This is a genomic window from Staphylococcus sp. AtDRG32 (assembly GCF_004365845.1).
GTDB classification, from domain to species: Bacteria; Bacillota; Bacilli; order Staphylococcales; family Staphylococcaceae; genus Staphylococcus; species Staphylococcus hominis.
The window spans coordinates 111,855-136,056 of the sequence record NZ_SODE01000004.1; the positions used below are offsets into that span (position 1 = coordinate 111,855).

Genomic DNA, 24,202 nt, shown 5'->3' on the forward strand with positions numbered 1-24,202 from the left:
ATAATGAAATAAGAGTATCACAGGAGAAAAAGTAAAACAATAAATTTTCAGAATATTTAAAAATATTTATATTTTTATTTTTTCTTTTTTAAATAGAGTTACGAATGTATTACAAAAATATTAAATTAAAATTCATTCAAAAGTCGTAGTGATAATCATAATAAAGAGTGATACAATCAGACTGTATATGGGAACGACGTGTTTTATTTTAAGAATGATAATGACATGAAGACTACATATTATTAAGAATTGGGAGGTTCTTGCATGTGGATAGATAAATTTGAAACTTACATTCTAAACATTGTAGGTTTGCAATCAAGATCGACTAAAAGACAATTAATGAAAATTTGCAGAAATGTTCAATTTTGCGAATCATTTCAATACAACATTATTAAATATAACAATACTCCAGCCCTTGAAATTAGCTTACCTAAACAACAATTACCCTATTTCATTAGTTTTTTAAGTTTTTACCAAATTTCTATTTACCAAATTCTCTCTTCTAGAAATACACACATCTTATTGGATTCTGGACAACATTATTCTTCTTCTAAACGCTTTAATTTATGTATAGATGGATTACAAGATGCTTTTATTAAAGATAAAGTTATTGATATAATGACATATTTCTCTAATCAATATGATTTAACTTATACATTAAACAATAATTATGCTAGCGTATGTTGTAAACCAGAAATATTCTCGAAACTCATTCAGTTTATTGCTTGTCGAAATATTGATATTTTATCAGCCACATATAAAACTCGCGCATTACATAATGCACGTATTTCTTAGAGTAGTTAAAGGGTCGAAACAAAATGTTTCGACCCTTTTGGTATCTTATTTTTTATCATTTTCATCAAACACTAAGTGTTCAAATGCTTCTCGTACTTGTGGTACGGTCATCCCTACAACTACTTGTACATTCTTACCACTTTTTACAAGTCCATGTGACATTTGTTGATGTGTAAAATATGCAGTATCTTCTACTTTTGATTCGTCATTAACAGTTAAGCGTAAACGTGTTGTACAATTTGTCACATCTTTAATATTTTCTTTTCCACCTAAACCTTCTAAATAATAATATGCTTTTTCTTCATATTCATTACTAGGCTCAAAACCTGAAGTATCTGTACTATCTTCTCCTTTTTTCTCTTTATAATCTTTTTTAGAAAATAGTTTCACTTCTTCTTCAGCACGACGTCCTGGTAATGGAATATCAAATTTTAAAATAAGATATCTAAATACAAAGAAGTAAATTGCTGAGAAAATTAAACCAATAATAACTTGAGCTACATAAGTCATCCAGTGATTTTGTCCAAGTGGAATCCAGTTTGTTGCAATAAAGTCAAGTAGTCCTCCACCCATATTACCAACTACTCCAAAACCATACATGATTGTATCCATTGTTGCAGCTAATAATGCATGAATAACAAATAAGAATGGTGCAATAAATAAAAATGTAAATTCTAATGGTTCTGTAATACCAACTACAACAGCAGTTAATGTAGCAGGTATCAATAATGCAGCTACTTTTTTGCGATTTTCTTTAGGTGTTGTAGAATACATTGCTAAAGCAATACCAATTGCACCAAATACTTTACCATTACCTTGAAGCATGAAACCATAATGGAATTGATCTTTTAATGGTTTGCTACTTTCGGCAAATTGATTTAAATGTCTAAACCATTCTGCTTTTAAACCATCTTTTGCCACAACTGGACCTACTTCAATTGGTGCATAAACAAAATGGTGAAGTCCAGTAGGTATTAATACACGTTCTAAGAAATGGTATAGCCAAACACCTATATAACCAGAAGCAATAATGAAATGTTGTAATGATTCAATTCCGCTTTGAATCGTTGGCCACACTACACATGTAATAGCTGCTACAGGTAACATAACAAAGAATGAAATAGTGACTACAAATGTTAAACCTTGGAAAACACCAAGCATTTCAGGTAATTTCTTACTGTAATATCTATTATGTATCCATGTTACAATAGCTGAAATAATGATACCACCTAAAATATTAGTATCTAATGTTGAAATACCTGCAATTGCTTTTAAACCTGTAACATTTTCAACACCTTTTTCTAAGTTTGCACCAAACGTATGTGGCCATTGCGTTAAAATAGCATTGATAAATGTATTAAACATTAAGTAACCCATTAAAGCTGCTAATGCTGCGTGACCAGGTGCTTTTTTAGCAAGTGAAATGGGTAAACCTACTACAAATACAATTTCCATGTGATTAAAGATAACCCAACCACCAGATTCAATAACTGACCAAAATTTAAACCAAAATGTGTGACTCTCTGCCAAACCACCCATTATTGTTGGGTTTTTAAATAGTGTTGCAAATCCCAATACAATTCCGAAGAATGCAAACATTAATACTGGAACTATCATTGCGCTCCCAAAACGTTTTATTGCGTTCATATGCTGACCCCCAAATCTAAATATCTTAGTTATTCATATAATATTGCACTTTTTAAGCGCTTTCTTAATGTCTTAATTCTATTATAGTAAACGCTTTCACATATACAATGGCATTGACTCATTTTGAAATATTTTTGTATAATCAGTTTGTATTTTCTATAGATGAAAAAATTTTCAATACTATAACTTGAGGTGTTTATATGTTATTAGATGAGAGGGTTAATGCTAACTTTGATAAATTAAATGACAATGATCTTCATATAGCTCATTTTGTAAATACACATATAGAACAATGTAAAACTTTAAAAATACAAGAACTATCGCAATATACACATGCATCAAACGCAACTATTCACCGTTTTACACGTAAGTTAGGCTTTGATGGCTATAGTGATTTTAAATCTTATTTAAAATTTGAAAGTCAATCTTTACATGAAGTGCCTACTGATTCAATCAAACAATTTAAACAAGAAATTGAAACAACATTTACTTACCTAGAAAGGGTAAATTTCAATCTTATTACTGAAAAAATTGATAAAGCTACCAATGTATACTTATATGGTACTGGACGAGCTCAGAAAAATGTAGCTGAAGAGGCACAACGTATCTTATTAACTATGCATAAAAATGTAATTGTATTGCATGATGAACATGAGATTAAAATGGTACTTAACTACTCTAATGAAGATGACTTATTTTTTGTGATTTCTTTATCTGGAGAAACTCACCAATTAACTGAGATTACTAATTTACTTCAATTGCGCCAACGTTATTTTATTTCTATTACAACCATGAAAGACAATACATTAGCACAAAAGGCAAATTATAATGTTTACGTTTCTAGTCATACATTTTATTTATACAATGATATAGATTATTCTAGCTTTATTAATTATCATATCTTCTTTGAAACGCTACTAAGAAAATATAATGAGCGAAAAGAAAACGGTGAATTATAATAAATAAAAAGACCTATTAAGTAATAACTTACTCTTACTCAATAGGTCTTTTCATTTTAATTAAAGTAACATATCATTGTCCTCTACATATTGATCTAAAACTTCATTCATTCGATCAAACATTAATTCTAAACCATGTGCAGTAGAATCATGATATTCTTTCTTTTTATGTTTATATTCTAAAGCCGTTAAACGACGTTCTTTTTCTACTATAGATTGATAGTAAAAGAACATTTGCGTACCGCCTGATTCACGCTCTTCAAATTCTACTTCAATAACATCTTGACTATCGCTTAATTCTGGCATTCCAATAGTCATTTTGATATATTCATCGGATACTAATTCTTCATATTTACCTTGAATTACATTTTGTTTACCATTACGAGCATCTACTATACGATATTGTCCACCTTCATGAATATCTGCATCAAATAACTTATTTGTTCGTTGGGAGGTCATAAACCATTGCTTTAATAAGTTTATATCTGTCCAAGCACTATAAACCAATTCTGGAGAATATTTAAATAAACGCTCAATATGAATCTCAACTTGTTCATTTTCTACATTATATTTTGCCACTCATCTCACCTACTTTCACTCTTAGTTATATTTTAACGCATTTATAAATACTACCAAAATTTCAACTATCAGAAATTAAAAAAAATATAAATTTAGATGATTTTAACTTGTTATATATCATTTATTTCGTCTTAAGACGTGGAAATCTAAATACAATTGCTAGAATTCCACAAATGCCTAATAAAATTGAATAAATACAATATGGCATCATACTAAAAGGAGATATTCCAGCGACACCCGCTGCTGCAATAAGTTGAGGGCTATAGGGTAACAGACCTTGAAAACATCCAGCAAAAATATCAAGAAGACTTGCTGATTTACGAGGATCTACTTCATACTCGTCGGCAATATTTTTAGCCAATGGTCCTGACATAATAATTGAAATTGTGTTATTTGCTGTAGCGATATCCGCTACACTCACAAGACTAGCGATACCAAATTCAGCACCACGTTTCGATTTCACTTTCGATTTCACAAAATTAAGCAACCATTCTACACCGCCGTTATGTTGAATAAGACCAACAAGCCCACCAATAAGTAAAGCTATAATTGCAATATCTTCCATTCCAATAATTCCTTTTGATATAGCAGTTAATAAACCTTTCCAATTGAAAGAACCATCAATAAGACCAATGATTCCAGAAAGTATAGTACCACTAATTAAAACTACGATAACATTCACACCAATGACGGCTAAAACAAGCACTAAAATATAAGGAATGACTTTCACTAAGTTATAATCATATTGCTTAGAATGATCAACATGTACACCATTTGTTAAGAAAAATAAAATGATAATTGTTAGAATTGCACCTGGTAAAACAATCCAAAAATTAACTTTAAACTTATCGCTCATTTTTGTTTTTTGAGTACGTACTGTTGCTATTGTGGTATCTGATATCATTGATAAATTATCACCAAACATCGCACCGCCTACTACTGTTCCCATCGCTAACATAGCTGAAATATCAGTTGCCTGAGAAAATCCAAATCCTACAGGTGCAAGTGCTGCGATAGTTCCAACTGAGGTTCCCATAGAGATAGAGACAAACATACAAATTATAAACAATCCTACAATAATAAAATTTTGTGGTATGAGTGATAGTCCTAAATTAACTGTAGACGTAACACCACCCATTTTTTCAGCAGTAGTTGAAAATGCACCTGCTAAGATAAAGATGAAAACCATTAGGACAATATTTGAATGCCCTGCTCCTTGGGTAAATATTTCAATCTTTTTTGAAAATTTTTCTTTTCTATTCATCATTAATGCTACAATCACAGTAATCGTTATCGCAACATTTAAAGGCATATTACTAAAATCTCCAGTAGCGATTCCTATTCCTAAAAATAATGCAATAAATAGCACAAGAGGTAGTAGTGCCCATGCATGCCCTTTATTACCTTCTCCCATATTTAACCTACTTTCATTAATACTAATTGAATTTATATTTAAAGGTACAAGATTCATGTATCATCGTCAATACAATTACATGTAAAATTCATATTATTATGATTCTGGACGTTCAATTGTAAATGTGTCTCCGAGTTTAGAATAATTATTTCCTGCTAAACGTGCTACGGGTTTAAGCTGATTAAAATCAATTTTACTATCCTCAAAATAGACATCTTCATTTATATGATACATAACAACTTCTCCTATAATTAAATCAGCACCATCATTTTTAGTACCTAATTGAATCATTTGATCTAATTTACATTCAAAACGAATATTAGCTTCTTTCACAGCAGGCGTCTGTATAATAGATGAACTGATAAGAGTCAATGATGTGCGTTCTAATTCATTGTCTTCGTATTTTAAAGGTGCAGCCGTCTCATTGATATCTTCAATATTGAATTCATCTGTAATATGCACAACAAATTCTTTTGTTTTTTCAATATTTATAGCAGTATCTTTACGCTTACCATTACTTCTTTGTGCTGCAATTGCTATCATAGGTGGCTTATTATTCACTACATTGAAAAAGCTAAATGGTGCACCGTTTAAATTACCTTTTTCATCTTCCGATGTTACAAACGCAATAGGTCTAGGTATAACTGAACCACTTAATAATTTATAATTTTGAATGTCTGATAATTGATTTGGATTAATCTCTTTCATTTTTAATTCTCCTTTATAACATAAAAAGCGAGAGATTTCTAAAAATCTCTCGCCAGTATACTTAACATTTTACTAAATTAGTCGATTTGAATACCACCAGTAACGCTATGAACTTGACCAGTTAAATAACTACCATCTTCTGAAGCAAATAATACATATGGTCCCACACATTCAACAGGTTGACCTGCACGACCTAGTGGAGTAGCTTGGCCAAATTCTGGTATTGCTGATTGAGGTTGTCCACCACTGATTTGTAAAGGTGACCAAAATGGTCCTGGCGCTACACTATTCACTCTAATACCTTTATCTCCAAATTCTTCAGAAAGACTTTTTGTTAATGAAATAATTGCTGCTTTAGAAGCGGCATAATCATGTAAAATTGCAGCAGGTTTATACCCTTGCACTGAAGATGTCGTTGTAATTGAAGCACCTGGTTTTAAATATTTAGTTGCTGCTTGAGCAGTCCAAAAAATTGGATACACATTTGTTTCAAATGTTTCAGCAAATTGTTCAGTCGTAAATCCATGAATATCATCATGATACTGTTGATGACCTGCAACAAGAGTAATGTTGTCTAAGCCACCTAATTCATTATAAGCTTGTTTTACTAAATCATAGTTAAACTGCTCATTTCTCACATCTCCAGGGATAAGCACTGCTTTTCTTCCAGCTTTTTCGATGACTTCTTTAACTTCTTGTGCATCTTGTTCTTCACTTGGTAAGTAGTTAAGAGCTACATCAGCGCCTTCTTTAGCATAAGCAATTGCTGCTGCACGTCCAATACCGGAATCGCCACCAGTTACAAGCATTTTATAATCTTGTAAACGGCCATGACCTTCATATGATTCTTCACCACAATCTGGTTTAGGTGACATTTTATATTGATAACCTGGTGTTTCTTGTTCTTGTTTTTTATAATCAGAATCTTTAAATTTAGTTCTTGGATCTTGTGCACCCACTAAAATCATCTCCTATTTAATCACTCAATACTGGTTTACCACATTAAATAGTAATTAAATCATAATTCCAAAAATTTTCTAATAAATATTATGCTAATAATTGATAAATCAGTTCTATAAAATAATCAGGTGTTTTTTCTAAAATACGTTCATCTGGATTGTATTTTGGATGATGTAAATCATATTCGCTATTCGATCCAATAAATGCAAATACCCCTGGATGATGCTCTAATAAACCAGAAAAATCTTCTCCAATTGTATACGGATGTTCTAAATCAATTACTGTGTATCCTACTTTTTTTGCCGCTTCTTTAGCATGTTTTGTAAGCGCTACGTCATTAATAACTGCGCCTGGTAAACGTGTATAAATTAATTCAATCTCTATATTAAATAATTGTTCTAATCCTTTAGCAATGTCATGCATACGTTGTTCAATATAATCTTGTACGTCAGGTCTGAATGAACGTACCGTACCTTGAACATAAGCATTATCTGCTATAACATTCCAAGTATTACCTGAAGACACTTCTCCTATTGTAATGACAGCACTATCAAAGGCAGATAAATTACGACTAATAATTGTTTGCAAACTTGTAATTAATTGCCCTAACGCCATTACAGGGTCATTGCCTTGCTCTGGCTTGGCAGCATGAGCTCCTTTGCCATGAATTTTAAATTCAAAACGATCTACAGCAGAAGTAATAGGACCTGATTTAATGGCAAATTCTCCAATATCTAATGTTGGATAATTGTGAAATCCAATAATCGCTTGTACACCATCTAGTGCATTGGTTTTAGCCATGACTTTAGCTCCATATCCAAGTTCTTCGGCTGGCTGAAATAAAAACCTTACTCTTCCATTTAATTGTTCTTCTTCTTCTTTTAACTTGGTAGCAATAGCTAAGATACTAGCCATGTGAATATCATGTCCACAAGCATGCATCACTCCATCATTAGTAGAAGTAAAGTCTTGACTAACTTGCTCCTGAATAGGTAACGCATCAATATCAGTACGAACAGCGATACACTTTTCTCCTTGTCCTATTTCTGCTACTAGACCCGTTTCCATTGGAATGTCAATCATTTTAATATTGTATGAAGTTAATATATCTTTTATACGTTGCGTCGTTTTATATTCGTATTTTGATAACTCAGGATATTGATGAAACATGCGTCTCCATTTTACAACGTCGTTAAAACTTGTCATCAATGTCACTTCCCTTTCTCTAAGTCCAATAAAATATTGTATAGTCTATAGTATCATAATTATCAAACTTTTCTTATAACTAAATAAGAGTAGATACCCATTACTTAGAATGGTGGACTACTCTTATCTAAAAGTTCACTTCGATTTTTAAAATAACTACTCTATAAAATGGTGAATAAAATTCGCTGCAAGTTGAGCAGTACGATGATCAATATCATAATTTGGATTAACTTCAGCAATACTAATAGAAGACGTCTTTCCACTTAATATGACGCGTTTACCTATATCAAATACAGAATGAGGATTCAATCCGAGTACAGTAGGTTCACTTACTCCAGGCGCAAATGCACTATCGATGGCGTCCATACTAATTGTAAACATAATCGTTTCATGCTGATGAATAAAACATTCAATTTTATCTTTAATGGTTGGAGACAAACCATTTAAAATTTCATCTGCATATACATAGATAATTCCTTTTTCTTCAGCATATTCATATAAAGAACGTGTATTTCTACCTTGAGATAAACCTAAAACTAAGTAATCAATATTATCATCTTTTTCTAAAATTTGTCTGAACATTGTACCAGAATTAGATTGTACATCAGCACGCGTCTCGAAATGTGAATCGATATTAATAATGCCAATAGAAGCATCAGGATAAATGTGTCTCGTTGCTAGATATTGTGCGTATGCGATATCATGTCCTCCACCAATAAAAAAAGATTGGTGATGCTGTTGAATAACTCGAGCAGCCAAATGTCCCATTTCTTCTTGTACTTCACTTAGAGAACCTTTTGTATATTCTACATTTCCATAATCAACAAGAGATTCACATTCACTTAAATCAGGTAATTGGGCAAACGCTTTTTTTATTTCGTCTGGTCCTTTTTTAGCACCAATTCTTCCTTCATTCAGTTCTATCCCTTTATCAACGGCATAGCCTAACAAACCTACACCAACTTTATCAAATTGATTTTCTATATTTTCTAAATTAGCAAATGTGACGGTCTGAAAATGCTTAAACTGCTTAGCATCATTTTGACTATCTACTCTTCCTTTCCATAATTTTGGATTGCTTTTACTGTACATAATATTAGATGCCTCCTAATTATTTAAGGTTACCTTAATCATATAACATATTTTATACAATCAATACCCATTTTTATTAAATTATTCACTCTTTAATTTATGATTCAGACATTAAATATTAGTTTCAAAAATTTAAAAATAATTCAATACTATTACATTTTAATGATATTTAAAATGGACAATTTATTTATCCCCTTGTAATATGTATAATATTAAGGAAAGAATATATATGGTTACCCTAATGGAGGTTACATACATGAAGACGAAACGTATTTCAGGATTTCAATGGGCTTTAACAATTTTTGTATTTTTTGTTGTTACAATGGCATTGTCTTTAATCCTGCGAGACTTTCAAGCATCTATTGGTATTAAACGTTTTGTGTTTAGTATTAATAATTTAGCGCCTTTTATTGCTGCAATAATTTGTATTATTGCATTTAAAAATAAACGTACTCAACTAGCTGGTTTGAATTTCTCTATTGATATTAGAGTTATTGAACGTATAATACTTGCGTTAATTTTGCCACTCATTATTTTTATTATTGGAATGATGAGTTTCAATAGATTTGCTGATAGTTTTATTTTATTACAAGCCAATGATTTATCAGTATCTGTATTTACAATTATTGTTGGTCATATTTTCATGGCTTTCTTTGCTGAATTTGGATTCCGTTCATATTTACAAAATATTGTTGAAAGTAAAGTCAATACATTTTTTGCTTCAATCATTGTAGGTTTAATGTATTCTATTTGGACTATTAACACAACATATGGAATGCAATATGCAGGTTATCACTTCTTATATACATTTATGTTTTCAATGATTGTCGGTGAATTAATTAGAGCAACTAAAGGTCGTACGATTTATATTGCAATGCTATTCCATGCTGCAATGACATTTGCTCAAGTATTCTTATTTAGCGAAGAAACTGGCGACTTATTCTCTATGAAAGTCATTGCTTTAAGTACTACAATTGTTGGTATTATTTTCATTCTTTTAAGTTTAGTCATTCGCTTTATCTTATATAAAACAACAAACCAATCATTAGATGAAGTAGAACCTAATAATTATTTAGACCATATAAATGATGACACAGATGATTCAAATAAGACATCTAATAGTGAATTGGATAAAAAAGAAACGTCACATCAATCGTTACAAGAAAATAATGTGACTCATACACAGACTAATGAATCTGAAGTCCAAGACGGTGATCATCATTTAAAATCATCTTCTAAATATACAGAAGATAGACGCTCATCTGTAGTGGATAATGTAAAAGAAGAAATCAATGACATCCATAAATCTAATAAATAAAAGGAGAGGAACTTAAACATGTTCCTCTCTTTTTTACTTCTTATTAATTACTTTAATTCCTTCTTGAGTGCCAATAATCGCTTGTGTTGTCATATCTAAAAAATAACCTGTTTCTAGCACACCTGTGAGATGAATTAAAAATTCATGTAATTGATAAGGATCTATCTTACTTTTTAATTCACAGTCTAAAATATAATTTCCATTATCTGTAATAAATGGTATATCCTCATTCATTCTTCGTTCGACTGAGATATCATGATATGCTTCAATTTTTTTAGATACAAGTAACCAGTTAAATTTATCAACTTCAATAGGTAATTTGAAGGTTTCACCTAAGTAATTTACCATTTTACTTTCGTCTGCTAAAACGATAAATTTTCTTGCCATTTCATCAATGACTTTCTCTCTGAATAAGGCACCACCGCCTCCCTTAATAAGGTTTAAATCTGAATCAATTTCATCTGCACCATCAATAGCTAAATCTATATAAGTAATATCATTAATATCAACCACATTAATATTATATTGTTTAGCAAGAAATTCACTTTTATTAGATGTACATACACCTGTAACATTTAAATTATCTTGTTGAATACGCTCTGCAATCTTAGGAATCAATAGTTCAATTGTACTTCCTGTTCCAATTCCAAGAATCATATTATCTTGGATTTGAGCTACTGCATCATCTGTCGTCATTAATTTGAGTTCTTTCGCATCCTTCATCGGTACTATAACTCCTTTTCATATACTCATTTATTATTTTACACTAGCCTTTTTAAAATACCTAGGTCTATTTTACATTCATTTAATTTATCAAAAGATATTTTTATACTTTTTAAAAATATAGTAAAATAACAGATATGATAAAAAAGGAGACCATAACATGATTCCCGTATATGCTATTTCAACTGGTAAAATTGAAACTTTAAACTATAATCAAAAACGTCCAATGCATTCTGCTTTAAATAAAACAATGTTTTCTGGAAAAATGTGGTTATCTTATACAGGGTTCAGTGAGGATGAACAAGCTTATAAGGATCATGGTGGTCCACACAAAGCTGTTTGTTGTTTTAGTAAGAAAAATTATGCAATGTATAAAGATGATATTAATATACTACCTGATTATGCAATGTTTGGTGAAAATTTAACTCTCGTTGACCTTGATGAAAATGATGTGTATTTTGGAAATCAATATCAATTAGGAGAGGCAATTGTAGAAGTTTCTGAAATACGTGAACCTTGCTGGAAGATTCAAAGAAAGTATGGTATTAAACATTTAGTTAAGCGGATGTCATCCTCCGGTAAAACAGGATTTTATATGCGTGTTTTAAAAGAAGGTTATGTGCAGCAACAAGATCATTTATTACTCCTTAAAACTGCCGAATCTCCTACACGCTTATCTGTTCAAAATTTGAATGATATTTATTATAATGACCGCGAAAATATAGACCGTTTAAATCAAGCTATTAATAATCCTTACTTATCTCCTAAACGTATTGAAAAATTGAAATTATTAAAAGAAAAAGCAATGAATAAATAGAAACAAACCACTATCACTTAATGTCATAGTGGTTTGTTTCTGAATAAAAATAAAGTTATTTTTCTGAAATATGATATATTGTCTTCGCATAAAATGGAACATTAGCTTTTAGAATTGATTTAGCTTTATTGCCTTCATTATTAATATCATTAGGTAAGTATTGTGTTTCTAGCGCTACACCTGAATGAGGTTTATAAATATTAAAATCACTCTTCCATTCTGATGTATCATTAAAAGTAAAAATTACTATATTAGTCATTGTTGTTTCTACATCTAACGCAAACTCGTTATTTTCAACGATAAGACGATGATGACCAATATCAAATGGGTGATCGAGACCTTTATTAAAATATATTTGTTCTTTAATTTGTTTATCTTCAGAATTAAAAATATCTTGAAATTGAATAGGTCGATGATTAAATCGTTCTAATAAATCAATAGGCTGTTGACTGGAAATAAGATGGTTCTGATCAATAGGATACATTTTTAATTGTTCACTTATTATAAAGTGATTATCAATGACATTATTATCTCTATTTAGATTAAAGTACACATGATTTGTAGGATTGAATAATGTATCTTCATTTGATGTTGCTTCATATTCAATCGTCCAGCGATGTTCAACATCATATGTATGTATAACCTTAATCATCATATCTCCAGGATAACCATCCTCTTTTGATTGTATCTGAAGTTTAAATATAACTTTAATATTTGTTATATTATTTTGTATTTCATAATCAAACAACCGTCTGTCTAAACCATTACTACCGCCGTGAAGTTGATTAGTCATTTCATTTGCTTCCAATTGATAATATTTATTGTTCAAATTAAAAGAAGCATTTTCAATACGTCCTGCATATCGTCCAATAGTAGCTCCAAATTTATATGGATTTTCAGGGTAAAATTCATCCGCTTCTACTTTATTACCTAACACAATATTATTATCATGATATTTCCAACACACAATTCGTGCTCCATAGTTTGTAAATACAATATACGTATCGTCATTATCTATTTTAATTAAATCTATACCATGATTTTGTTTCTCTACTTCAACTATCATTACTTACGTCTCCCTCTCAACACGCTTGATCAGGCTCTATTTGGTAAAATCATTATTAATACGCCAATAATGCATACAACAGCACCTAAGACATCATACTTATCTGGAATTTGTTTATCAAATACAAATGACCATATGATACTCATTATAATAAACACTCCGCCATATGCCGCATAGACACGTCCAAAGGTTGGAAACACTTGAAATGTAGCAATCACACCATATAAGACAAGCACTAGTCCACCAATCCACCCTAACCAACTTGATTGTCCTTCCCTTAACCACAACCAAATTAGATAGTCCCCACCAATTTCACAGAGACCTGATAATACAAAAATAAATATTGAATATATCATTTCTTTATTCACCAACTTTTGAAAAGTTAGTTTCATTGTAGCAAACTGCTTTAAATTTCATCTATTACTTTTAAACTTTGACTTTATCATCAATACATATTGTTACACTTTTTTAATTAATATTCCATAGGTTTTATATAAATTTAAAAATGTAAACGCTATCTATTAAATGTTTTTTCATTCTCTATCAATGCATTTAATATTTTCTAACTCTAACATTTTCCACTATAATAAAATTATTAAAAAATTTAGACAAGCATCCAAATGATTCATTTAAAGAAAGAGGTATTTATATTGGACTTTGTAAATAAACCAACAATTGAAACGGCTAAATCTTTATTAGGCGTTAAAATTAGTTATCAAGATCAAACACAAACTTATAGTGGCTATATTGTCGAAACAGAAGCTTATTTAGGTTTTAAAGATAAAGCAGCACATGGATTTGGTGGGAAACAAACGCCTAAAGTCACTTCTTTATATCAACGTGGTGGAACCATATATGGCCATGTTATGCATACGCATTTACTTATTAATTTAGTAACACGTGAAGAAGGTATCCCAGAAGGTGTCTTAATACGTGCAGTTGAACCTGAAGATGGTATCGAAACTATGAAAATCAACCGAAATAAATCTGGTTTCGAACTTACAAATGGGCCAGGAAAGTGGACTAAAGCATTTAATATTCCTAGAGCAATAGATGGTTCAACAATTAATCAATGTCGTTTATCTATTGATGTAAGGAATAGAAAATTTCCTAGAGAGATTGAAGAAAGTGCACGTATAGGTATCCCAAATAAAGGTGAATGGACAGAAAAACACTTAAGATATACTGTTAAAGGAAATCCATATGTCTCTAGAATGAGAAAATCTGATTGTCTATTACCAGAAGAAACATGGAAGTAACACCTCATTCAATAAAAAAATCGCTTTTGAAAAGGTCATCCTTCTTCAAAAGCGATTAATATTATCCACGTTCAACTTTTAAATGTCTTTGTTCTATCCAAGACATTAACTTACTATCAAAAACAATTTTACTTTGTTTTAAATCATTAATATCTTTAGCATCTAACATTGTCATAATAGATTTCATATGGTCTATAAATGATTCTACATATTCAATGGTACTAGTGATACCAGCATGTTCAACTTGATTTAAAAATGGACGTGACATGCCAACAGCTTTTGCACCTAAAGCTAAACTTTTAATTGCATCTAAAGGTGTGCGTAATCCACCACTTGCAAATACATTTAGTTTATCTTGATAACTTATACTTTCAAGTAGTGATTCTACAGTCGATTGGCCCCAATTTGAAAGGTAATCCATGTCTTTATTTGAACGACGCTCATTTTCTATCGTGACAAAATTAGTGCCACCCTTTCCACTCACATCTACATACGTCACGCCTATATTTACTAAAGATTGTAGTAATTCTTTACTCATGCCAAATCCTACTTCTTTAATGATAACAGGTACACTCACGCGTTGAACAATTGCTTCCACATTTTCTAACCATGTCGAAAACTCTCTATTCCCTTCTGGCATCACTAATTCTTGTGGTGCGTTCACATGTACTTGTAAAGCTTGTGCGTCTAATAATTCAACTGCTTTAACAGCTTTATCTACTGGTACATCTGCGCCTACATTACTAAATATAATGCCCTCAGGGTTTGTTTTACGTACAATACTAAATGATTCAGCCATCTTAGGATTTCTTAAAGCTGCATGTGTAGATCCTACAGCCATAGCTAAGCCTGTTTCTCTAGCAACGACTGCTAACTTTTCATTAATTGTCTTAGTCCAATCACTTCCACCTGTCATTGCATTAATGTACAAGGGAAATGTCATATCAAAATTTGAAGTATGACTCGTTAAATCCACTTGATTCACATTGATATTTGGAATTGAATGATGTACAAACCTCATACGGTCAAAATCTGATTGAGGGACATCTTGTTGTGCCATTGCAATTTCTACATGTTCATTTTTTCTTTGCTCTCTTTGGATATCACTCATGTAACAACCTACTTTCCTTAAACTATGTTCTATATTAAAACCACTTTTTCTTTTTAAAGAAGAGAATTAATGCAATTGAAATGAGTAACATTATAGTTAAACAAATAAAATAACCATAATGCCATTTTAACTCTGGCATATATTCAAAGTTCATTCCATATACGCCTACTATAAATGTTAAAGGAGAAAATATAACTGACACGAGTGTCAATACTTGCATAATACTATTCATTCTAAAAGAAGAATAAGATTCAAAATTTTCTCGAATTTCATTTGTCATTTCTTGAGAGGTTCTAATAATATTATTTTGTTTAATAATATGATCATCAATATGTTGAATATACATTGAATGTTTATAATCTACAATTAAGTTACCTTCAGTCTTAATTGTATTCACAAGTTCTTGCATTGGGAATAATACACGTTTTATTTTTATAAGATTAGAACGTAATTGAAAGACATTATCCATTACTTTTTTACTATGTGTATCATCTACATGTGCATCTTCAAAGTTGTATACCTCATCTTCAATGGTATAAACAAAATCAAAATATTTATCTACCATCATATCAAGGATATGTATAACGATATCAGCACAATCTAAATCTGGATCATGTTTACGCGCATTCATCTTGACAACTTCCATTAATGATTCAAAATGATGTTGATGATAAGTAATTAATGTTTTTCCGTCTAGAAATACGTTCAATGCTATAGGAGTAAAATTATCTTTATGCATACTATGTATTGGTAATCATCATAAGATTTATATTTAACTCGTGGTACCCCTTTAATAGCATCTTCCAATTCTAAATAGTTAAAATTATAGTTTTCAATCAAAAAATCATTTTCTTCGGATGTTGCCTCTTCAAAATCCAACCACACAATAGTAGCATCATTAGGCACATCACTGATCTGTTCAACTTGAGTTAGTGGTTCGTTCTTAGTTTGATATCGAATTGTCATGGTCATCTTTCTGTTTCCTCCTATTTAACCATACGGTTATCATTCTACCATGAATTAAATATTGTGTATGTGTTATTTTGTGTTAGTAAAGTATTTTTATAAAATTTCAAAGAAAGGATAAAATATTATGAACTATCCATTTATTATTCATAAAAGCGTAGTATCTTCTCAAGTTGATTTTAACCAACATATGCACGATGCAGAATATAATTCAATTTTCAGTGAAGTTATTAGTGAATTTAATCATTATAATGGTTTATCATTAAAAGAAAGAGAAGCGCTTAATTATACAACGTTTACAGTCGAAGAACATACAACCTATTTAAAGGAATTACACTTCGAAGAATCGTTTTCAGTTCGTGTTCGTATTTATGATTATGATGAAAAACGTGTTCACTTCTTTTTAGAATTATTTAAAAATGATGAAACTTTAGCTGCAACAAGCGAAATAATGATGATGGGTATTAATCGTTTAACACGCCGACCTGCTTCTTTCCCCACACACTATAAATCTAATATCCAAATATACTATGATTCTCAATATGATCAGCGCTGGCCTAAATCATTAGGACATCAAATCGGCATTCCAAAAAAAGGAGAGGCATAATGACAGAGACTATTTCTGAAATCTTAGAAAACACATTATTTGATCTTAGTGATACACTTAAACTACATTTAATTGAATTAAATGAAAATCGTTCATTATTTATGAATGGACCAAGTCAAGAGCTCATTCAACGAACATTTAATATCAGTTTTTACCAAGGACAAAAACAAGCGATAGAAACATTAGATAGAGAAATTAAAACGACTACGGATGAAAATGATTTAATAGCTAATCTAAAAAGATATTCTCAAGACATTGAACAACAACTTTTAAATGTAATAGAATTACATACTACAACTTATGAACCCGAAGAAAACTTAAGGTTGGCACAATCTCTCGATACTTATTATCATTGTAAAGGTCAGCATGATATTATTAGTGAATTATTATTGCAAATCAATAAATATTCAATATAAAAAATATAGGACTAAAGTAAAATCTAACTCAATTCTACTTTAGTCCTTATCATTATTCATGAATTGCCTTATTAATTTGTTTAATCACCTTATGAGATTCATGAATTGGGAATAGCGCAAAGTCATGAAACATTTTTGGATACTCAAAAAATTGTATAGATTGATTATAAGTTTCCAATTCATATGCCAAACGTTGCATATCTGGATAATAAATTTCCTTACCACCACCAAACATTATAATTGGTGGCAATCCTTGTTTTATTCCATATATCGGAGAAATTAAAGGATTTGATAATGGTTCTTTATCGCTCCACACATTCATTATATTTTGAAGTCCTTGAATATTAACAAAACGATCTTTTTCAACCAAATTTTCAGTAATTTGAGGATTTGTCATTGTTGCATCAAGCATCGGAGAAATTAAACATATTTTATATGGTAACGTTTTGCCATTTTCTACTAATTGTTGTACATAACTCAGTGCAAGTGCTCCACCAGTTCCATCACCCATAATAACAATGTTTTCATTATTAACTTCACTTAATAACGATTCATATACATTATTAATTGCTTTAAATGTATCTTTAAGATGAAACTCTGGTGCTTTAGGATATATCGGTAAAACGACCTCATATAAAGTGTTAAGTGCAAGTTTGTCCATTAATCTCCAATGGAATGGAGAAGGTTGTAATGTGTTGTATCCACCATGAATATACAAAATTTTCTTTTTAGTTTCGTGACGAAAATTAAATCTAAACACTTGCATATCTCCTAAAGATAATTTATCAAGATTTGCTTTCACATTTAAAGTGGGAGGTTGCTTATGTTTCGCTCTATTAATATCCTTTCTACGCTCCATAAACGATTCGAACTCGTCTTTACTCTTAAACTGAATTGAGCGATTATGTAGTAAATATTTATTAACAATTCTATTTACCATACGTGTTTTCATAACATTTTACCTACCTTATAAATTTGTAAAATTAATCAAACTTTATTACAGACAGCTAAAAAAACGATATAATACTATTTATATGATTAAAAATGAGCAATCTAGTTCATATAATTGCCTATTACACATTAAATTCAGTATAAATGAGTCAACTATAGAAAACAAATGAATGACGGCAAAGGAGTAATAATAATGCAAAATCCTAATAGATATCAAACAAACCGCCCCCCATATGATCGTGTTAACCAACAAGCTTATTATGGTAAAAAGAAAAATTCGTGGATAAGTTTAATTATACATATCATCATTCTTATACTTGTAGGGATTACTTGTTATAGCATGTATAAACAGCCTATTCTAAATTTTGTTCTTGCAAATCAAGCGATTGATTTCTCTGAGATTAAAAATTTTCAAAATACAACTACTCAGATTGGACCACTCAATATTAATATTAGTGAAGTCGCTAACTTACAAGGTGTAATCGATAAATTTATTCTAGCCTTTAATATATTTTTCGTTTTATGTATTGGCAGCATGATTATTTCAATTTTAACCATTGTATTTAATAGAACGATTTTAAAAGTGATTAATTTCATCATTATCGCTGTTGCGTTAATGATTGCTTTTTCCTTTAGTTATACAATTCAAATGTTAGGAAAGCAAATCTCTCAGAACTTGCATCACTTTTTCTTAGATTTACCACCAAATCAAATTATTACTGAAGCAGATGCTATTCACAATGCACTGATCTTACTTTCAAGTAGTTTAGCGTTATTATTTATAAGCTTTTTCTTTAGAAATCGTCATCCTAGAATCAAATAGAAATGTAATCTCATTTTATATTTAATAAAATAAAAAAAGGTATTGAACGTTTTATATGTCCAATACCTTTTTTATTTATTAAAATTTATTACTTTCTTTACTCATCAATCTGTCATGTTCAGCTTCAGCACCTTTTTTACCTTTTAAGAATAAACTTAAAACGAATGCTAAGACACTTAATGCTGTAGCAATCCAAAACGCATCATTGATACCTTCAATTGAGGCTAATTTATTTACATAAGTCAAGATAACTTGTAATGCGCCTTGTTGACCTCCATATTGCGCTGCCATTTCACGTACATGATCTTGAATGACTGGATTAGTTTTATCTAATTCAGTTGCAAATGCATTAAGATGATTTGTAGATTGAGTTGTCATTACAGTAACAAGAATTGCAGTACCAATTGAACCAGCTAATTGTCTCATCGTATTTAAGAACGCATTACCATGAGAAATTAAGCGAGGTGGTAAGGCATTGATAGCTGCAGTCATTAACGGCATCATAACAAATGCCATACCTAGTGAACGTATTACATAAATACTCATAATATGAAGATAAGAAGTATCCATATTCAGTTTTGTTAATTCATATGTTCCGTAAGTCATCACTGCAATACCGAATAAAGCAAGTGGTTTAAGACCAATAGTATCAAGTAATTTACCAGCAACAGGTCCTAATACACCCATTAATAATGAACCTGGTAATAATAGTAAACCAGAATCTAATGCTGAGAAACCACGTAAATTTTGAAGATATAATGGTAATAAAATCATACCTCCAAATAAACTCATCATTACTACCATATTTATAATAGTAGTAAGCGTGTATGTTGGTGATTTTAGCACTTCTAAATTAAGCATTGGTGCTTTCATTGTTAATTCACGAATAGCAAATAAGATGATGAACACAACACCAATTATAAACATTATAATGATTTCAGTTGAACCCCATCCTTTATTACCAGCTTCACTAAAGCCATATAATAAAGCACCAAATCCAATTGTACTATATACGATACCACGATAATCTGCTTTGGGATTGATTGTTTTTTGATAAATTTTGAACCATGCTAATCCAAATAAGAAAGCAAGTAATCCTAAGATAAACATCATATAGAACATAACATTCCAATGATAATTTTGGACGATGTAACCAGATAATGTTGGTCCAATCGCTGGAGCAAGAATCATTGCAATACCCATTGTTCCCATTGCCACACCACGTTTTTCAGGTGGGAAAATAGTAACAATTACATTAGATCCTAATGGCATTAATATACCTGCACCAATTGCTTGTAAAACACGTCCTCCCATCATAATTGGGAAGTTAGTTGAAATACCACAAACTAATGAGCCGATTGTAAATAATAAAAGCGCTATTAAAAATAGCTTACGATATGAATACTTATTAAATAAAAACGCACTTATTGGTATTAAAATACCGTTTACTAACATGAAGCCTGTCATCAACCATTGCCCAGTTGAAGCAGAAATATTGAACTCTGTATTAATTCTAGGTAAAGCTACATTAAGTAATGTTTGGTTTAAAATTGCGATAAACATACCAAACAACATAGCAGCTAAAATTTTACCTCTTGTAATCCCTGCACCGAAGACAAAATCTTGTGTTTGGTTTTTTATACGTTCGTTCACACGTCCTTCTTGGGAATCAGGATTAATAGGTTCATAAATAGAATCTTTGGAAAGATGTTGATTATTAACATCTCTATCATTATGGTTTACTGTATCTTCAGCATGAGCATTGTGTTGTTCATCGTCTGAGTAGTGTAAGGAATATGAAGTTTGCTTTTGCTCAGGATGAATTTGTTCTGAAGATGAATCTTGTTGCTCTTGTTCTTCTTCAAAATGATTTTTTCTTTTATCATTATTGATATCGTTATCTTCCTTATAATGAGATTGATCATTATTAAAGTAACGTTTTTTCTCTTCACTGATCTGAGAAGATGATGCATTCTTTGCATCGTTATTTTGTTCTAAGTCACTCATTTTAAATTTAGATGGATTATTTTGACTCTTAGATTCTTCATTTACTTGTTGTCCCTTTGATTGATTTAACTTAGATTTATTACGTGATTTCAACACGAATAAATTAATTAAACCAACTAAAATGACCGCTGCAACGATATATCCAATAATGAAGGTCACTGTCATTTTATGACCTCCTTAGTCTTTATGGATTTTAACTTCAGCGTTCATTCCAGGAACAACATTTTTAGATGGTTGTGAATCTAAAGAAATTTTCACAGGAATCACTTGTGAAACTTTAGTATAGTTACCGTCACTGTTTGATGATGGCATTAATGAGAAACTATTTGCAGTTGCTTTTCCGATTTCTTTAATTTTACCATCGATTTTAGAATCTTGACCGTCGATTGTTACATCAACTTTATCGCCTTTTTCAATGCTGCTTAAATCATTTTCATCGATATTAGCTGTAATGTATAAATCATCTAAATTATATGCATAAGCAATTGGTGAACCTGCTTGAGCGATAGAGCCTTCCATTCCATCAGTTTTAGCAATTGTACCATCTTGTGGCATTTTAATTTTTTGATCTTGAGTTTGACCATCTTGACCTTGAGCAGTTACTTCTGCCACTGTGTCACCTTTTTTCAATTTATCGCCTTGTTTTGCGTCAAAAGATTTAATTTGTCCAGATGCTGGACTCGCAATTTTAATTTGATTGCCGTCAACTTTAGCGTTATCAGTTGTTACATAGCTAGTTGCATTATGATAGAAATAAAATCCAACTACTCCGATAATAACTAAAGCAACGATAGTAATGATATTGATTAACACCATTTTCTTCATTGAACTTTCCTCCTATTTGCTTTTAAAAATCACTTTATATATTATAAAGACATATCAATAAAAAAAACACCAACAAAACTTAAAAAATTGTCGGTTATTCTTTTTAATTTAGGTGACATACATGAAATTAAAAGCGAAATATAAAATTATAATAAGTATGATCGATTTGCTAGAAGATTATCCTTTCGAACAAATTTCAATTAAAATGATATGTGCAAAATGTAAAATTAATCGTTCAACCTTTTATGATAATTTTCAGGATAAATACGACTTATTGTCTACAATCCAAAGTTACCATTTAAATAAGTATGAAAAATTATTAAAAGCACTTTCTAATAATTTTCACAATATAAAAAAAGAGCCTGAAAAAGTATTTAAGTTCTTCCATATTATTCTCAAATATATATATAGAAAGAAATCTTTTTTTCACGCTATTTTTATCTCAAATCCAAATAGAAGTTTAGTTATGGACTACTTAGATATTACCAAGAAATATTACGATCAGATTTTAACTGAAAATGAAACTTTAATTCAAAATAGAGAGCTTTTTATTTCTTATACAATTAGCGGTCAAATTGGAGTAATTCTTTACTGGCTAAGAAGCGGTTGCCAAGAAAGTCCTAAAGAAGTAGCAAATTCTTTATTATCCAATACAATTAAGTTACAAAGATAATAAAGAAGAGAGCAAGACAGAATCAAATTAAATTTTGTTTTGCTCCCTATTTATTTATCTTTTTGTTTTAAACACTTTAAAATTAATAAGGTGTAAAATAATAAGGATCACAATTGCACTAATAATGATTGTTAGATAAGGTGTACTGTTATATTCCCCTTTTACATTTACCAAAGGTGTAACAATACCTCCAAATAAAAATTGCACAAGCCCTAATAAACTCGAAGCACTACCATTACCAGTGGTACTTTCCTCCATCGCAATAGAAAACCCTAAAGTAGCTACACCTGTAACTGGAGCTACTAATGTTATAAAACCAATCACTAAAAAAATGAATGGTCCATGTTGGATGAGCGTTAACGAAACAATACATACACCAATAATTTGGATACATGTCAATAACCTTAAAAGTGTTTGCGTATGAATATAATCTACTAGTTTTCCTGTTAATTGACTAGAGATGATTAATGTTATTCCTATTCCAGCAAACATCCAACTAAAATGCAGTGGGGATACACCATAAATTTTTTGAACTAAAAACGGTGAAGCAGAAATATAACTAAACAATAAAATAAATGAAACACCTTGTATTAGCATGGGTAGTACAAATCGTGGTGTACCTAATAAGCTTTTAAAATTCTGAAATATCACTTTGATACCACTGCTATCTCTATACTCTAAACTTAAAGATTCTGGTATTTTTGTTAGGCTTCCCATTATCATTAATATACCGAAGATAGTTAATATAACAAATACGACTCTCCAAACTGCTACACTTAAAATGATACCTCCAAGCGCAGGCGCAATAACCGGTGCAACACCATTAACTAACATTAATAAAGATAGAAATTTAGTTAATTCATTACCTTTATATAAATCACTTGCAATGGCTCTTGAAATAACTGCCGCGCCTCCCCCGGTAATACCTTGTAAAAGTCTTAAGATAATCATAAGCCATATGTTATGAACAAATATGATTCCGAGACTTGCAAGAGTAAAAATGGTCATAACGATAATTAAAGGTTTCTTACGCCCCACACTATCGGAAATCGGTCCTACAAATAAATTACCAATTCCAAGACCAATCATAAAAAACGATAGTGTCAATTGAGCATTAGCTGTCGTAGTGTTAAAATCATTTTTCAATTCAGGTAAACCAGGTAAGAACATATCAATCGCTAACGGTCCTATAGCAGTCAACATACCTAGAATAATAATAAATAACAAGGAATGCTTATCTTGGTTATGTCTTTGTTCCATTTAAATATTCTCCTTAGAAT

The 24,202-nt window shown here is 30.7% G+C and carries 23 protein-coding genes and 2 pseudogenes; 9 read left to right on the plus strand and 16 right to left on the minus strand.

Annotation, left to right across the window (positions count from 1 at the left end; translation table 11 throughout):
* Positions 1-264 precede the first annotated feature (264 nt).
* Positions 265-795 carry a hypothetical protein gene (locus BDW25_RS07610; protein ID WP_002454979.1) on the plus strand — a complete coding sequence of 177 codons (531 nt, stop codon included), beginning with the start codon at positions 265-267 and terminating at the stop codon, positions 793-795.
* Positions 796-840: 45 nt separating this feature from the next.
* On the opposite strand, the gene BDW25_RS07615 is transcribed toward BDW25_RS07610, so the two are convergent.
* The gene (locus tag BDW25_RS07615) at positions 841-2,442 is read right to left on the minus strand and encodes an alpha-glucoside-specific PTS transporter subunit IIBC (protein WP_070716171.1); all 1,602 of its coding nucleotides are present in this window, start codon (positions 2,440-2,442) and stop codon (positions 841-843) included.
* Positions 2,443-2,642: 200 nt separating this feature from the next.
* On the opposite strand from BDW25_RS07615, the gene BDW25_RS07620 reads away from it, so the two are divergent.
* Positions 2,643-3,401 carry a MurR/RpiR family transcriptional regulator gene (locus tag BDW25_RS07620; RefSeq protein WP_087436456.1) on the plus strand — a complete coding sequence of 253 codons (759 nt, stop codon included), beginning with the start codon at positions 2,643-2,645 and terminating at the stop codon, positions 3,399-3,401.
* Positions 3,402-3,461: 60 nt separating this feature from the next.
* Here the strand turns inward: BDW25_RS07620 and BDW25_RS07625 are convergent, their stop codons facing one another.
* The 6 genes from BDW25_RS07625 to hutG all read right to left on the minus strand — a co-directional run bounded on the left by BDW25_RS07625 (position 3,462) and on the right by hutG (position 9,360).
* A complete protein-coding gene (locus BDW25_RS07625) occupies positions 3,462-3,980 on the minus strand; it encodes an SRPBCC family protein (RefSeq protein ID WP_002448616.1) in 519 nt (172 codons plus the stop codon).
* Between the two features lie 121 nt (positions 3,981-4,101).
* Entirely contained in the window at positions 4,102-5,394 is a 1,293-nt protein-coding gene (locus tag BDW25_RS07630; RefSeq protein ID WP_133945304.1) for a Na+/H+ antiporter NhaC family protein, read from the minus strand.
* A gap of 96 nt (positions 5,395-5,490) precedes the next feature.
* Entirely contained in the window at positions 5,491-6,102 is a 612-nt protein-coding gene (locus tag BDW25_RS07635) for a flavin reductase family protein (RefSeq protein WP_002448464.1), read from the minus strand.
* Positions 6,103-6,179: 77 nt separating this feature from the next.
* The gene (locus BDW25_RS07640; protein ID WP_019835630.1) at positions 6,180-7,061 is read right to left on the minus strand and encodes an SDR family oxidoreductase; all 882 of its coding nucleotides are present in this window, start codon (positions 7,059-7,061) and stop codon (positions 6,180-6,182) included.
* 88 nt (positions 7,062-7,149) lie between these two features.
* On the minus strand, positions 7,150-8,268 hold the full coding sequence (locus BDW25_RS07645; protein WP_133945306.1) for an amidohydrolase: 1,119 nt from the start codon (positions 8,266-8,268) through the stop codon (positions 7,150-7,152).
* A gap of 156 nt (positions 8,269-8,424) precedes the next feature.
* The gene (hutG, locus tag BDW25_RS07650) at positions 8,425-9,360 is read right to left on the minus strand and encodes a formimidoylglutamase (RefSeq protein WP_133945308.1); all 936 of its coding nucleotides are present in this window, start codon (positions 9,358-9,360) and stop codon (positions 8,425-8,427) included.
* A gap of 256 nt (positions 9,361-9,616) precedes the next feature.
* Here hutG and sdpC point away from each other — a divergent pair.
* Positions 9,617-10,451, plus strand: a pseudogene (gene sdpC, locus BDW25_RS07655) (peptidoglycan release complex CPBP-like subunit SdpC); the annotation flags it as partial.
* Positions 10,452-10,711: 260 nt separating this feature from the next.
* Here sdpC and BDW25_RS07660 read toward each other — a convergent pair.
* Positions 10,712-11,401, minus strand: coding sequence for a ribose 5-phosphate isomerase A (locus BDW25_RS07660; protein ID WP_017174909.1), 690 nt, complete (start codon positions 11,399-11,401; stop codon positions 10,712-10,714).
* Between the two features lie 160 nt (positions 11,402-11,561).
* Between BDW25_RS07660 and BDW25_RS07665 the strand changes: the two genes are divergently transcribed.
* Positions 11,562-12,218 carry an MOSC domain-containing protein gene (locus BDW25_RS07665; protein WP_133945312.1) on the plus strand — a complete coding sequence of 219 codons (657 nt, stop codon included), beginning with the start codon at positions 11,562-11,564 and terminating at the stop codon, positions 12,216-12,218.
* Positions 12,219-12,273: 55 nt separating this feature from the next.
* Here the strand turns inward: BDW25_RS07665 and BDW25_RS07670 are convergent, their stop codons facing one another.
* Together BDW25_RS07670 and BDW25_RS07675 are read right to left on the minus strand one after the other, a co-directional pair.
* On the minus strand, positions 12,274-13,284 hold the full coding sequence (locus BDW25_RS07670) for an aldose epimerase family protein (RefSeq protein ID WP_133945314.1): 1,011 nt from the start codon (positions 13,282-13,284) through the stop codon (positions 12,274-12,276).
* Between the two features lie 29 nt (positions 13,285-13,313).
* Positions 13,314-13,640: a YnfA family protein gene (locus BDW25_RS07675; protein WP_133945341.1), complete on the minus strand. Its 327-nt coding sequence runs from the start codon at positions 13,638-13,640 to the stop codon at positions 13,314-13,316.
* 294 nt (positions 13,641-13,934) lie between these two features.
* Between BDW25_RS07675 and BDW25_RS07680 the strand changes: the two genes are divergently transcribed.
* Positions 13,935-14,543, plus strand: coding sequence for a DNA-3-methyladenine glycosylase (locus tag BDW25_RS07680; protein WP_019834786.1), 609 nt, complete (start codon positions 13,935-13,937; stop codon positions 14,541-14,543).
* Between the two features lie 61 nt (positions 14,544-14,604).
* Here the strand turns inward: BDW25_RS07680 and fni are convergent, their stop codons facing one another.
* On the minus strand, positions 14,605-15,654 hold the full coding sequence (gene fni, locus BDW25_RS07685) for a type 2 isopentenyl-diphosphate Delta-isomerase (protein ID WP_019834785.1): 1,050 nt from the start codon (positions 15,652-15,654) through the stop codon (positions 14,605-14,607).
* 34 nt (positions 15,655-15,688) lie between these two features.
* Positions 15,689-16,626 (minus strand): annotated as a pseudogene (gene corA / locus BDW25_RS07690) (magnesium/cobalt transporter CorA).
* Positions 16,627-16,747: 121 nt separating this feature from the next.
* Between corA and BDW25_RS07695 the strand changes: the two are divergent.
* Positions 16,748-17,227, plus strand: coding sequence for a thioesterase family protein (locus BDW25_RS07695; protein WP_002454968.1), 480 nt, complete (start codon positions 16,748-16,750; stop codon positions 17,225-17,227).
* Positions 17,227-17,643: a hypothetical protein gene (locus BDW25_RS07700; protein ID WP_077700107.1), complete on the plus strand. Its 417-nt coding sequence runs from the start codon at positions 17,227-17,229 to the stop codon at positions 17,641-17,643. Before BDW25_RS07695 ends, BDW25_RS07700 begins: the two co-directional genes overlap by 1 nt.
* Positions 17,644-17,695: 52 nt before the next feature.
* Here the strand turns inward: BDW25_RS07700 and BDW25_RS07705 are convergent, their stop codons facing one another.
* The gene (locus BDW25_RS07705) at positions 17,696-18,595 is read right to left on the minus strand and encodes an alpha/beta hydrolase fold domain-containing protein (protein ID WP_064206691.1); all 900 of its coding nucleotides are present in this window, start codon (positions 18,593-18,595) and stop codon (positions 17,696-17,698) included.
* Positions 18,596-18,787: 192 nt separating this feature from the next.
* Between BDW25_RS07705 and BDW25_RS07710 the strand changes: the two genes are divergently transcribed.
* On the plus strand, positions 18,788-19,417 hold the full coding sequence (locus tag BDW25_RS07710; RefSeq protein WP_049334621.1) for a hypothetical protein: 630 nt from the start codon (positions 18,788-18,790) through the stop codon (positions 19,415-19,417).
* 78 nt (positions 19,418-19,495) lie between these two features.
* Here BDW25_RS07710 and BDW25_RS07715 read toward each other — a convergent pair whose 3' ends face one another.
* Entirely contained in the window at positions 19,496-21,589 is a 2,094-nt protein-coding gene (locus BDW25_RS07715) for a DHA2 family efflux MFS transporter permease subunit (protein WP_133945316.1), read from the minus strand.
* 12 nt (positions 21,590-21,601) lie between these two features.
* Positions 21,602-22,249, minus strand: a complete 648-nt coding sequence (locus BDW25_RS07720) for an HlyD family secretion protein (RefSeq protein WP_002448529.1) — start codon at positions 22,247-22,249, stop codon at positions 21,602-21,604.
* Positions 22,250-22,370: 121 nt separating this feature from the next.
* Between BDW25_RS07720 and BDW25_RS07725 the strand changes: the two genes are divergently transcribed.
* Positions 22,371-22,922 (plus strand): TetR/AcrR family transcriptional regulator C-terminal domain-containing protein, encoded by a 552-nt coding sequence (locus tag BDW25_RS07725; RefSeq protein WP_133945318.1) that lies wholly within the window; start codon positions 22,371-22,373, stop codon positions 22,920-22,922.
* Between the two features lie 54 nt (positions 22,923-22,976).
* Here the strand turns inward: BDW25_RS07725 and BDW25_RS07730 are convergent, their stop codons facing one another.
* A complete protein-coding gene (locus BDW25_RS07730; protein ID WP_002448360.1) occupies positions 22,977-24,182 on the minus strand; it encodes a putative multidrug effflux MFS transporter TcaB in 1,206 nt (401 codons plus the stop codon).
* Positions 24,183-24,202: the final 20 nt, after the last annotated feature.

Excerpts from the sequence above, each read along its gene's own strand:
- hutG (WP_133945308.1), bottom strand. The coding sequence starts at position 9,360 with ATGTACAGTAAAAGCAATCCAAAATTATGGAAAGGAAGAGTAGATAGT.
- BDW25_RS07705 (WP_064206691.1), bottom strand. The coding sequence starts at position 18,595 with ATGAAAACACGTATGGTAAATAGAATTGTTAATAAATATTTACTACAT.
- BDW25_RS07620 (WP_087436456.1), top strand. The coding sequence starts at position 2,643 with ATGTTATTAGATGAGAGGGTTAATGCTAACTTTGATAAATTAAATGAC.
- BDW25_RS07730 (WP_002448360.1), bottom strand. The coding sequence starts at position 24,182 with ATGGAACAAAGACATAACCAAGATAAGCATTCCTTGTTATTTATTATT.
- BDW25_RS07725 (WP_133945318.1), top strand. The coding sequence starts at position 22,371 with ATGAAATTAAAAGCGAAATATAAAATTATAATAAGTATGATCGATTTG.
- BDW25_RS07720 (WP_002448529.1), bottom strand. The coding sequence starts at position 22,249 with ATGAAGAAAATGGTGTTAATCAATATCATTACTATCGTTGCTTTAGTT.
- BDW25_RS07660 (WP_017174909.1), bottom strand. The coding sequence starts at position 11,401 with ATGAAGGATGCGAAAGAACTCAAATTAATGACGACAGATGATGCAGTA.
- BDW25_RS07700 (WP_077700107.1), top strand. The coding sequence starts at position 17,227 with ATGACAGAGACTATTTCTGAAATCTTAGAAAACACATTATTTGATCTT.
- BDW25_RS07675 (WP_133945341.1), bottom strand. The coding sequence starts at position 13,640 with ATGATATATTCAATATTTATTTTTGTATTATCAGGTCTCTGTGAAATT.
- BDW25_RS07665 (WP_133945312.1), top strand. The coding sequence starts at position 11,562 with ATGATTCCCGTATATGCTATTTCAACTGGTAAAATTGAAACTTTAAAC.
- BDW25_RS07715 (WP_133945316.1), bottom strand. The coding sequence starts at position 21,589 with ATGACAGTGACCTTCATTATTGGATATATCGTTGCAGCGGTCATTTTA.
- BDW25_RS07615 (WP_070716171.1), bottom strand. The coding sequence starts at position 2,442 with ATGAACGCAATAAAACGTTTTGGGAGCGCAATGATAGTTCCAGTATTA.
- BDW25_RS07635 (WP_002448464.1), bottom strand. The coding sequence starts at position 6,102 with ATGAAAGAGATTAATCCAAATCAATTATCAGACATTCAAAATTATAAA.
- BDW25_RS07610 (WP_002454979.1), top strand. The coding sequence starts at position 265 with ATGTGGATAGATAAATTTGAAACTTACATTCTAAACATTGTAGGTTTG.
- BDW25_RS07695 (WP_002454968.1), top strand. The coding sequence starts at position 16,748 with ATGAACTATCCATTTATTATTCATAAAAGCGTAGTATCTTCTCAAGTT.
- BDW25_RS07630 (WP_133945304.1), bottom strand. The coding sequence starts at position 5,394 with ATGGGAGAAGGTAATAAAGGGCATGCATGGGCACTACTACCTCTTGTG.
- fni (WP_019834785.1), bottom strand. The coding sequence starts at position 15,654 with ATGAGTGATATCCAAAGAGAGCAAAGAAAAAATGAACATGTAGAAATT.
- BDW25_RS07710 (WP_049334621.1), top strand. The coding sequence starts at position 18,788 with ATGCAAAATCCTAATAGATATCAAACAAACCGCCCCCCATATGATCGT.
- BDW25_RS07645 (WP_133945306.1), bottom strand. The coding sequence starts at position 8,268 with ATGACAAGTTTTAACGACGTTGTAAAATGGAGACGCATGTTTCATCAA.
- BDW25_RS07670 (WP_133945314.1), bottom strand. The coding sequence starts at position 13,284 with ATGATAGTTGAAGTAGAGAAACAAAATCATGGTATAGATTTAATTAAA.